Source organism: Thermodesulfobacteriota bacterium, assembly GCA_036482575.1.
In the GTDB taxonomy this organism is placed as follows: Bacteria; Desulfobacterota; GWC2-55-46; order GWC2-55-46; family JAUVFY01; genus JAZGJJ01.
Map to the genome: position 1 here is coordinate 1 of JAZGJJ010000121.1, position 11528 is coordinate 11528.

Annotated in this window: 11 protein-coding genes; all 11 read left to right on the top strand. The window is 58.6% G+C overall.

What is annotated here, in order from left to right; all coding sequences use genetic code 11:
* Positions 1-417: prephenate dehydrogenase dimerization domain-containing protein (locus V3W31_05450; protein ID MEE9614385.1), on the top strand; the 417-nt coding region annotated here is incomplete at its 5' end.
* A 15-nt stretch (positions 418-432) separates the two neighbouring features.
* Positions 433-1776: a 3-phosphoshikimate 1-carboxyvinyltransferase gene (aroA, locus tag V3W31_05455; protein MEE9614386.1), complete on the top strand. Its 1344-nt coding sequence runs from the start codon at positions 433-435 to the stop codon at positions 1774-1776.
* On the top strand, positions 1773-2483 hold the full coding sequence (gene cmk, locus V3W31_05460) for a (d)CMP kinase (GenBank protein ID MEE9614387.1): 711 nt from the start codon (positions 1773-1775) through the stop codon (positions 2481-2483). The genes aroA and cmk overlap by 4 nt, the downstream gene beginning before the upstream one ends.
* Positions 2464-3327, top strand: coding sequence for a 4-hydroxy-3-methylbut-2-enyl diphosphate reductase (gene ispH / locus V3W31_05465; protein ID MEE9614388.1), 864 nt, complete (start codon positions 2464-2466; stop codon positions 3325-3327). Before cmk ends, ispH begins: the two co-directional genes overlap by 20 nt.
* A gap of 93 nt (positions 3328-3420) precedes the next feature.
* Positions 3421-5211: a 30S ribosomal protein S1 gene (locus V3W31_05470; protein MEE9614389.1), complete on the top strand. Its 1791-nt coding sequence runs from the start codon at positions 3421-3423 to the stop codon at positions 5209-5211.
* Positions 5212-5220: 9 nt separating this feature from the next.
* Positions 5221-6126 (top strand): signal peptide peptidase SppA, encoded by a 906-nt coding sequence (gene sppA, locus V3W31_05475; protein ID MEE9614390.1) that lies wholly within the window; start codon positions 5221-5223, stop codon positions 6124-6126.
* A gap of 14 nt (positions 6127-6140) precedes the next feature.
* Positions 6141-6422, top strand: a complete 282-nt coding sequence (locus tag V3W31_05480) for an integration host factor subunit beta (GenBank protein ID MEE9614391.1) — start codon at positions 6141-6143, stop codon at positions 6420-6422.
* A gap of 29 nt (positions 6423-6451) precedes the next feature.
* Entirely contained in the window at positions 6452-6979 is a 528-nt protein-coding gene (locus V3W31_05485; protein MEE9614392.1) for an HIT domain-containing protein, read from the top strand.
* Between the two features lie 372 nt (positions 6980-7351).
* The gene (locus tag V3W31_05490; GenBank protein ID MEE9614393.1) at positions 7352-9586 is read left to right on the top strand and encodes an NADP-dependent isocitrate dehydrogenase; all 2235 of its coding nucleotides are present in this window, start codon (positions 7352-7354) and stop codon (positions 9584-9586) included.
* Positions 9587-9611: 25 nt separating this feature from the next.
* Positions 9612-10886, top strand: coding sequence for an ATP citrate lyase citrate-binding domain-containing protein (locus V3W31_05495; GenBank protein ID MEE9614394.1), 1275 nt, complete (start codon positions 9612-9614; stop codon positions 10884-10886).
* Between the two features lie 36 nt (positions 10887-10922).
* Positions 10923-11528 (top strand): CoA-binding protein (locus tag V3W31_05500; protein ID MEE9614395.1); only part of this gene is annotated, 606 nt, incomplete at its 3' end.

Below are 11528 nucleotides of genomic sequence, written 5' to 3' on the forward strand. Positions count from 1 at the left end.
GGTAAAACCGACCGGACGGCCCTACGGAATATTAAAAAAATGTGGGAGACTGCGGGCTCCGAAGTCGTCGAGATGGACAGCGAAAGGCACGACCTGATACTTGCCGCCATAAGCCACCTGCCGCACATGATAGCCTACTCCATGGTCAATACCATTGCCGACATAGAAGAGAAGAACGAAGATATACTCAAATACACCGCCGGAGGTTTCAAGGACTTTACGCGCATCGCCTCGAGCTCTCCGGAGATGTGGCGGGACGTCTGCATGACTAACAAGAGCGCCATAGTCGACATGCTGGAACTATTCGAAAAGAGGGTCTCCTCTCTTAAGGCACTCATCGAGGCCGGGGACGCCAAAGGGCTTGAAGAGGACTTTACCCGGGCCAAGGGGATAAGGGATTCCCTTAAAAGGCAGTAGGCCTTCTGGACACCTATGGGGAACAACACCACCGCAGCCGAATATTCCGTAATCGTCCCTCCCGCTAACGGGATACTGGACGAGGTCGTCGTGCCCGGCGACAAGTCCATATCCCACAGGGCGGTCATACTGGGCTCGATAGCCGAGGGGACCACCAACGTCTTTAACTTCCTCGAAGGCGAGGACAACCTGAGTACGATAGGCGCGTTCCGCTCCATGGGGGTGGAGATCGAGGTCGAGGGGCATGACCAGCGGAGCATAAGCAAGCCCGGGCGGGTTACGATAAAGGGAGTCGGACTCCACGGGCTCAAAGAACCAGGCAGCGTAATAGACGCGGGCAACTCCGGCACCACGGCGAGGCTCCTCCTCGGGCTCCTCTCCGCCCAGAACTTCTCGTCAGTCATAACCGGTGACGACTCCTTACGGAAGAGGCCCATGAAGAGGGTCGTCGAGCCGTTAAAGATAATGGGCGCCTCCATAACCGGCGGTGGCGGAGGAGAGTACCTCCCGCTCGATATAACCGGGTCGCCGCTTAAGGGGATAAGCTATGCGAGCCCCGTGGCGAGCGCCCAGGTAAAATCCGCACTGCTGCTCGCCGGCCTCTACGGCGAGGGGGAGACGGTCGTGGAGGAGCCGGGGAAGAGCAGGGACCACACCGAGCGCATGCTGAAACTCTTCGGGGCCGATGTCAGGACCGAAGGCACCAGGACCGGGATAAGCAAGGCGACCTCCCTCAAGGGCTGCAATATATCCGTACCGGGCGACATCTCTTCGGCGGCATTCCTCATGGCCGGGGCGCTCGTAACGCAGGGCTCGGAGATTATCATAAAAAGGGTCGGTGTAAACCCGACGAGGACCGGCATTATCGAAGTACTAAGGAAGATGGGGGCCACAGTGGAGTTGCTGCACCCGGATGAGATTTCCGGCGAGCCTGTAGCCAATATACTCGTAAGGAGCTCACCCCTCACGGGTGTGGAGGTAAGCGGGGAGGAACTCCTCAGGGCCATAGACGAGTTCCCGGTAATCTGCGCGCTCGCGGCCTTTGCCGAAGGGACCACCACGATAACCGGGGCCGCCGAGCTCCGGGTAAAGGAGAGCGACAGGATAAGCGCCATGGCCGGGGCCTTAAGCGCGGTGGGGGTCAAGGTGGAAGAGCTTCCGGACGGCATCAAGATCAAAGGCATGGGTGGTAAGGTGCTGGGCGGGACGGTCGAGAGCCGCGGCGACCACCGGGTGGCCATGGCCATGTCGGTCGTGGGGCTCGGCTCCATTGAAGGCGTTACCATCGCGGGGGCGGGCTGCGTGGACGTGTCCTTCCCAGGCTTCTTCGACCTCCTCGGCGAGGTGGCACGGCGGTGAGCGGGGAGGGGGTTAAAACGCGGGGACCGGTAATCGCGATAGACGGCCCTTCCGGGGTCGGGAAGACGACCGTATCCAAACTTGTCGCCGGGAAGCTCGGTTTTAGCTACGTTGACACCGGGGCCATGTACAGGGCCGTTGCAGTCGGCGCGGTCGAGGCGGGCGTGGACATAGAGAGTGACGAGGCGCTTCGGGAGTTCTGTAAAGGGGCGGATATACGTTTCGAAAACGGCAACGAAAAAATATTTTTTGGCGGCGAAGACTATACCCGGAAGATACGCGAGCCGTCGGCCGGGGCCGCGGCCTCCAGGGTCTCACCCATGAAGCCGGTGAGGGAGTTCCTCGTCGGCCTTCAGAGAGGGCTCGGGGCCGGGGGGAACGTGGTGATGGAGGGGCGCGACATAGGGACCGTCGTCTTCCCGGACGCCGACGTCAAGATATACCTCGATGCCGCCGAAGACGTAAGGGCCGGAAGGAGACACCGCGAGCTGGAAGAGGCCAGCACGCTCCGGGGTTCCGACATAGAAGAGGTAAAGAAAGCGGTCGGCGAGAGGGACATGCGCGACTCGCGGAGGGAGAACTCGCCGCTTAAAAAGGCCGAAGATGCGGTCCTTATCGATACGGGCGGCATGAAGGCGGAGGAAGTCGCGGCAAGGATACTCGCCGTAGTAAAGGAGAGGTTGGACGTTGGAGATAGTAGTAGCTAAGTCGGCCGGTTTCTGTTTCGGCGTTAAGAGGGCCATGAACATGGCCTCCACGTGCAGCGATAAGGCCGCCGGGGAGATATACACGCTCGGCCCCATCATCCACAACCCCCAGGTGGTAAAGCGGCTCGAGGAGGAGTCCCGCATCTTCTCCCGGGAGAGCGTGGACGAGATCGAAAGCGGCACCGTTATAGTGCGCTCCCACGGCGTGAGGCTCGAGGAGTTCGAGACCGCCGAGAAGAAGGGGATCAATATCGTGGACGCCACCTGCCCCTTCGTCAAAAAGACCCAGGAGATGGTCGCCCTCCTCAAAAAGGAAGGTTACGCGGTCGTGGTGGTGGGTGATAAGGAACACCCCGAGGTGCGGGGTATCGTGAGCTACGGTGGTTCCGACATAACGGTCGTCAACTCCTCCGAGGAGGTCGCGGACATGCCCCGGAGGAAGAAGATAGGCATTGTGGCCCAGACCACCCAGTCCATAGACAAGCTCGAGGACATCGTCAGCGCCTGCCTCCACAAGGCCTCGGAGATCAAGGTGTTCAATACCATATGCAACGCCACGAGCGTAAGGCAGAAGGAGAGCATGGACCTGGCCGGGACGGTGGACTGCATGATAGTGGTGGGCGGCAAAAACAGCGCCAACACCCGGAGGCTCGCGGAGATATGCCGCGCCATCAAGCCCGCGACCTATCACATAGAGGTAGCCGACGAGCTCGACGAGGGGTGGATCAAGGGGGCCTCAAGGGTGGGTATAACCGCCGGCGCCTCGACACCCGACTGGATAATAGGGGAGGTCGTCGCCAGGGTGGGCGCACTGGCCGAACCGCCGGGGCCAAAAAACCTATAGAATTAAAATAGTTTGCACTTTAAATGGGGCTGTGATATATCTAGCAGTTACCAGTAAATAATAAGCGGGGGGTCAAGGGAATTGATAAACGGTATGGAGGATAAGCCTCAACTTCACAACGAAGAGGCCGAGACGGACTTCGAAAAACTTTTCGAGGGGAGCGTACGGCAGATCCGGTCGGGCGAATTGGTACGCGGGACGGTGGTTCAGATCTCAGGGGACGCGGTCATTGTCGACATAGGCTACAAGTCCGAGGGGAACGTCCCTATTGACGAGTTCCTCGACGAGGAAGGCAAGCCCTCGGTCAGCGTGGGGGACCCTGTAGCGGTAGTCGTCGAGGGGATGCAGGACAGGGACGGCTACGTGGTACTCTCGAAGAAAAGGGCCGCCCAGATGGAGGTCTGGGAGGATATCGTCGAGTCGTGTGAGAAGGGGACAAACCTGGAAGGGGAAATTATCAGCAGGGTAAAGGGCGGGTTCCATGCGGATATAAAAGGTGTAGTGGCCTTCCTGCCGAGCTCCCAGGTGGACCTTAAGCCGACCAGGTTCCCGGATAAGCTCATAGGCGAGCGCTTCGAGTTCAGGGTGCTTAAGTACAACAAGCGCAAGAACAACGTAATAGTCTCAAGGCGCGTGATACTCGAGAAGGAGCGGGAGGGGCTCAGGGAAAAGACCCTCGAAAACCTTGAAGAGGGCGCCATAGTAGAGGGGATGGTAAAGAACATCACCGACTACGGCGCGTTCGTGGACCTCGGCGGCATAGACGGCCTCGTCCACCTGACCGACCTTTCCTGGGGCAAGGTAAACCACCCCTCCCGGATACTGACGGTCGGCGACACGATAAATGTAAAGGTACTCAAGTTCAACAAAGAGGAGGGTAAGATATCGCTCGGTCTTAAACAAACCCTCCCCGACCCGTGGGAGACCGCCGGAGAGAAGTACTCCCCCGGCTCCAGGGTCTCCGGCAGCGTTACGAACCTTACCGATTACGGCGCCTTCGTGGAGCTCGAAGCCGGGCTCGAGGGGCTGGTACACATTTCCGAGATGTCCTGGACCAAACTGCGCCACCCCTCACAGAAGCTGAAGGTAGGGGACCGGTTGGAGGTAATGGTCCTTGACGTCGACCCGGGCGCAAGGAGGATATCGCTCGGCCTGAAGCAGATAGAGCCCAACCCATGGGATGAACTGGAGGAGCGCTATCCCGCGGGAAGCAAGGTCACCGGGGTGGTCAAGAACCTCACGGACTTCGGCATGTTCGTCGGGGTCGAAGAGGGGGTAGACGGGCTGGTCCACATTTCCGACCTCTCCTGGAAGAAGGTAAAGCACCCCTCGGACCTCTTCTCAAAGGGCCAGGAGGTCGAGGCGACCGTCTTGAACGTGGACAAAGCGGCCCAAAAATTCTCGCTCAGTACGAAGCTTCTCGAAAAGAACCCCTGGGACGGCGTGGAGGAGCGTTATAAGCCCGGGGTAATAGTCGAGGGCACGGTTACCGGGATAGCGGACTTCGGGGCCTTCGTCGAGATGGAGGAGGGGCTCGAGGGGCTCGTGCACGTCTCGGACTTGAACAGGGGCAAAAAAAGAGGCCTTGAGATAGGCCCCGGCGACCTGGTGGAAGTAGAAGTCCTGAACGTCGACCCGCAGGAGAAAAAAATAGGGCTCAGCATAAGGAGCATTATGAAGGCCATGGAGAAGAGCGAGGCTCCGGAGGAGACAGCCCCGGAGGCCGCCCCGGAGGAAAAAGCCGCCGTGGCCGAACCGACCGAAGAGACAGCCCCGGAGGAGCAGAGCCCCGAAGGTGAGACCGGAGAAGACGAGGCCGGGGAAGAAAAAGCCGAAGGGGAGAAAGCCGGAGAGGAAAAACCCGGAGAGGAAAAAGAAGGGTAGCTCCTCCCTATGGAGAACTCCGGTAAGAAGTTCGGCTGGGTTAAGAGGCTCGTCATGGCCGCCGGGGTTTTCTTCCTGACAGTAACGGCCCTTTCCATAATACTCGCGCTTTTCTCGGGAAACTCCGCATTGGCTTTCGGGGACAAGGTCGCCGTCGTTACCATAAACGGCATCATAACCGACTCGGAAGATATAAACTACTGGCTCAGGGAGTTCGGAGAAAGGGACGACGTAAAGGCGGTCGTCTTGAGGATAGATTCCCCGGGCGGGGGAGTGGGGCCCTCTCAGGAGATACACCGGGAGGTGAAGAGGCTCAAAGGGTCGAAAAAAGTCGTTACCTCGATGGGAGGGCTGGCGGCCTCCGGCGGCTACTATATAGCCTCGGCGAGCGACATAATAGTGGCCAACCCCGGTACCATCACGGGCAGCATAGGCGTTATAATAGAGTTCATCAACATGGAGGGACTCTTCGAGAAGATCGGCCTTAAAGGTTCGGTAATAAAGAGCGGCAAGTACAAGGACACCGGCTCACCGTTGCGCGAGCTTACCGGAGAGGAAGAGAAACTCCTCCAGGACGTTATAGACGACGTCCACCGCCAGTTCGTGGAAGCGGTGGCCGAGGGACGCAACCTCTCGCTGGAAGAGGTCAGGGCCATCGCCGACGGCCGGATACTCTCCGGGGCGCAGGCCAGGGAGCTGGGCCTCGTTGACCGGCTCGGGGGGTTGGAGGACGCCATAGCGGCGGGCGCGGAGCTTGCGGGGCTGGAGGAAAAACCGCCGGTTATATATTCGAGGGACCGGGGGGGGGCTTTCGACTCAATCTTCAACGGCTCCATAGGCAGCTCTTTAACCGACCTGTGGACCGGGATGCGCGTAATGTATCTTCTGCCCGGCACGCCCGGCACACTAAGGTAAGGAGGTTACAGGTCATGACGAGAAGCGAACTGATTGAGGCCGTGGTCTCGAAAGTATCCAACTTCACCAAGAAGGACATCGAGCTCATCGTGGAAACCACGTTCAACAGCATGGCCGAGAGCCTGACCCGTGGGGAGAAGATAGAGATACGCGGCTTCGGGAGCTTTAAGGTCAAGGAGAGGGACGGCCGCCAGGGACGGAACCCCAAGTCAGGCGAGGGCATATACATCGAGGCCAAGAAGGTGCCTTTCTTCAAGGCCGGCAAAGAGCTCAAGGAAAGGGTTAACAGGTTATAGCCCGTCCCGGAAGGGTAGGTTAGGCAGGCATGGAACGACTCTGGGCCCCGTGGCGCATCGAATATATCCTGGAAGATAAAAACGGAGATTGCGTATTCTGCGTCGCCGGGAAAACGGAGGGGGAGACGGACGACGGCCTTCTTCTCTTCAGCAGCACCCTCTCAACCGTACTCCTGAATAAATACCCCTACAATAACGGTCACCTCCTCATCTCACCGAAGCGGCACGTGGCCGACCTCGAAAAGCTCTCCGGGGAGGAACTGGCCGACCTCACAAAGCTCATCGTCCACTCCACCGCAGCCATAAAAAAGACGCTTAACGCCGAAGGGTTCAACGTAGGGCTGAACCTTGGTAAGGCCGGGGGCGCCGGCATAGGGGACCACCTGCACTGGCACGTCGTGCCGCGCTGGACGGGAGACGCGAACTTCATGCCGGTCCTATCCGAAACCAAGGTCCTGCCCGAACACCTCTCCGAAACCCGCGCGAAACTGAAACCCTGCTTTGAGGAAAAGGAAGAGGGAAAGGAAAAAATTGGTAGCAAAGAGTCTGGTGTGTGACACACTTGCAACGGATATGCGTGCCGCATTTGCAATAAGGGTCGAGACGACTACCACTTGCCGGTAACCGCCCCACCGCAGGGTGCTTGCCGCACGGTTAACGGTGTATGCGGCTCTGTGCTGTCTGTGCGCTCGTGAAGGCTCTCCGGTCCCGGTAACCGCCCCACCGCAGGTGGTGTAAATACGCTGCCGGTCTTCCAATTGGGCATTATGCGCGGCTTTAAACATTGTGTCCAGCGTCACGCTGGCTCCAGCTTGACAAAGCCGACGAAATTTGATTAAATCTGCCGTTCTACGCGGGGGGTACGTCCGCCCGGCAATAAATACCGGATAGAGACAAAAAAACAACCCCGAAACAGACCGGAGGCATAAATGTCCACAAAGATCTGCTACACAAAAACAGACGAAGCGCCCGCACTGGCAACCTGCTCTTTACTCCCAATAATCCGAACATTTACGGAAGGGTCGGGCATCTCCGTTGAAACGAGGGACATCTCTCTCGCGGGCAGGATTCTCGCCCACTTCCCCGAAAAGCTGACCGAGGACCAAAAAATACCCGATGAACTGGCGGCACTCGGTGAGCTTGCGAAGACACCGGAAGCCAATATCATCAAACTGCCGAATATCAGCGCTTCAATCCCGCAGTTGAAGGCGGCGATTAAAGAGCTCCGGGAGCACGGCCTTGACATCCCGGACTATCCGGCGGAGCCGAAAAACGACGCCGAGAAGGAAATCAAGGCCAGATATGCAAAGGTCCTTGGAAGTGCCGTGAACCCCGTCCTCCGGGAGGGCAACTCCGACCGAAGGGCCGCGGTCGCGGTAAAGGAGTACGCTAAAAAGAACCCCCACCCGATGGGTGAATGGAGCGCGGACTCGAAGTCGCACGTCGCGACCATGAGCAGCGGGGATTTTTGCTCCAACGAAAAATCCGCGACCATGACCGAAGCGACGGACGTCAAAATAGAATTCGTCGGCCAGGACGGAAAGGTCACGGTCCTCAAGGAAAACACGCCGCTCGAGGCCGGTGAGGTCATAGACGCGACGTTCATGAGCAAGAAGGCGCTTACGGACTTCTTCGAGGAGCAGATAGAAGACGCGAAGGAGCGGGGCGTTTTATTTTCCCTGCACATGAAGGCCACGATGATGAAGGTCTCGGACCCGATCATCTTCGGCCATTGCGTCAAGGTCTTTTACAAAGACGCCCTTGAAAAGCATGCTTCCGTAATCAAGGAACTCGGCGTCGACTTAAGTAACGGCCTCGGCGACCTTTACGCGAAGATAGAAAACCTCCCGGAAGCTCAAAGGGCGGAGATCGAAACGGACGTCAAGGCCGTTTATGCGAACCGTCCCGAAATTGCGATGGTGAACTCGGACAAGGGTATTACGAACCTGCACGTGCCGAGCGATATAATTATCGACGCGTCCATGCCCGCCGCGATCCGCGCTTCGGGACAGATGTGGGACCCGGCTGGTAAGCTTCACGATACGAAGTTCGTTATCCCCGACCACAGTTACGCGAGCCTGTACCGGGAGACCATAGACAATTGCAGAAAACACGGCGCCTTCGACCCAAGAACCATGGGGACCGTTCCGAACGTGGGTCTGATGGCGAAGAAGGCGGAGGAGTACGGCTCTCACGACAAGACGTTTCAGGCACCGGGTGACGGAACGGTCCGTATCGTCGACGCCTCGGGGAACGCGATACTCGAACACGCCGTGGAAGAAGGGGACATATGGCGCAGCTGCCAGGTAAAAGACGCCCCCGTTCAGGACTGGGTAAAGCTGGCCGTCACCAGAGCGCGGGCAACGGGAGTACCGGCGGTCTTCTGGCTGGATAAAGACAGGGCACACGACGCGCAACTCATCGAAAAGGTGAATACTTACCTGAAGGACCACGATACGGACGGTCTGGATATCCAGATTATGCCCGTGGCGGAAGCGGCCAGGCTCTCGGTCGAGAGGATGCGGGACGGGAAGGACACCATCTCGGTTACCGGGAACGTCCTTCGTGACTACAATACGGACCTCTTCCCGATCCTCGAGCTCGGTACCAGCGCGAAGATGCTCTCGATAGTGCCGCTTATGAACGGCGGCGGACTTTTCGAGACGGGAGCGGGGGGCTCGGCCCCCAAGCATGTCCAGCAGTTCCTGGAAGAGGGGCATCTCAGGTGGGATTCCCTCGGCGAATTCCTGGCCCTTGCGGAGTCATTCGAACATCTGGGCAACACGACGAAGAACGAAAAGGCCAAAATATTCGCCAAAACCCTCGGCCGGGCAAACTGCAAGTTCCTGGACAGCAACAAGTCGCCTTCGCGTAAGGTTAACGAACTGGATAACCGGGGCAGCCACTTTTACCTCGCGCTCTACTGGGCGGAGGCCGTGGCCGAGCAGACCGAAGACACGGAGCTTCAGGCACGTTTCGCCAAACTGGCGAAGACACTTGCGGATAACGAGGCAAAGATTATCGACGAGCTGAACGCGGCACAGGGGAAGCCCGTCGATATCGGCGGCTATTACCACCCGGACCTCGAAAAGGTATCAAAAGCGATGCGTCCGAGCGCGACATTTAATGCGGCACTGGAGGCTGTCTCACTGGAGACTGTCTAAAGGGAAAAAATACCGGAGGTAACAGATGCAGCTTACAGGACTTCTCTGGGGGAAAGAACTCCTCAAGAAAGTCGACTTCCCCGTGACCGAGGTGCTCGGTCCGGAGGCGACCGTAGATGAGATAAAGGCCCTCATAAAGAAGTGCGGCCAGGTCTTCATAAAGCCCATCTTCACGGGCGGGGTGGGCAAGAAAGGCAAGGCCGGCCTCATAGGAAGGGCCTCGGACATAGCCACGGCACTTAAGGAGAAGGAGCGGCTCTACTTCACCGAGCACACCTTCGGCAACTCAACGGCCAAGGCCGACGGCGTGACCTTCGAGGGCGGCGTCCCGGCCACCCATGAGGTCTACTTCTCCATAGCGGACTCCACCGCCTACCGCACCACGACCATGACCATCACGCACCACGGCGGGGTGGACATCGAGGAGCTTCCCGCCGACAAGGTAAAGGAGGTCCCCTTCGACCCCCTTACCGGGCTCAAGAGCTTTCACGTCTCGAACGCCCTCGAGGACCTCGGCGCGCCCAAGGAAATAATAAGCCCGCTCGTTCAGAACCTGCCCAGGCTCTGGACCCTTTACAACAACTACGGCATGAGCATGTTGGAGCTTAACCCCATAAGGATGGGGAAGAACCCCAGGGGGAGACTCATCCCCGTGGCCTGCGACTTCAAGGGGGCCTTCGACATAGACGACCCCGCCTGGAAGAGGCTCGACCTGCCGCCGCACCTCTTCGCCTCGGACTACTCCGAGTTCGAGCAGGAGATAAACCAACTGAGGACCTATCAGGGCCAGAGCGACGTCTTCGTCATGAACCCGGAGGGCACCATAACGGCCCCTACGTTCGGGGGCGGGGCGAACGCGCTCGTCACCGAGCTTCTCGGCGACAGGGCCACCATCTCCTCGGACTTCGGCGGCAACCCGCCGTACGATAAGATGTTCCAGATATCCCGGATAGTATTCAAGTACTGGATCGCACAGTCCAACGTGCTCTTTATAATAGGCGGCAAGGCCAACAACACCGACATATACGAGACTTTCAGGGCCATGGCCGACGCCCTGAGGGAACACTTCAACGCCCACGGGCCCACCCCGCTCTTCGTCGTAATCGGCAGGGGAGGGCCGAACCTCGTAAGAGGCATGGGATACATGAGGGATACGCTGGACAACCTGAAACTCCCCTACCGTATATTCGGCCACGACAGCGCCATGAGCGAGGTCGTGAACTACGCCTTGAAGATGGACGGATGGATGGAGAAGGAAGGAAAGAAGAAGCTTGCCGCGCGCCTTGCCGGCAAGAGTTGATAGCCGCGACACATTAACTCGACAAGGACGGAGCCAATGCATAAAGAAGGAGTAAAAAAGTTTCCCTACTACGTCGGAGTAAACTCGCTCTCCGAGATAGCCACGAAGGAGGACAGGGTTTGCGTCCTCAACATGCTCGGCAACGAGAGCCGCACCGTGACCCCCACGAGCCACGTCTTCTCCGGCGGCAACGTTGTCTTCGGCACGAGCCCCGGCAGGTCCGGACAGTCCCTTGAAACGAAGATCGGGAACATCCCGGTATATAACTCCATAAAGGAGGGGATGAAGGCGGGCCATAAGTTCACCACCGCGGTAATCTACCTCCCGCCGGCGGGCGTTAAGGACGGCGTCAGCGAAGCCGTAAGGCACAACCCGGACCTGAAGAAGGTCATCATACTCACCGAAAAAGTTTCGCTCACCGACAGCCGGACCATAAGGGCCATATGCCAGACAAACGGGGTAGACGTCTTCGGCGCGAACTGCCTCGGGGTGGCCGACGCGTGGAACGGTGTCAGGATAGGCGGGGCGCTCGGGGGGAGCAACCCGTCCGAGTCGCTCGTCAAGGGCACTATCGCCTTATACTCCAACTCCGGGAACTTTACCACCACCATAGCGGTCTACCTGCTTACACAGGGCTGGGGC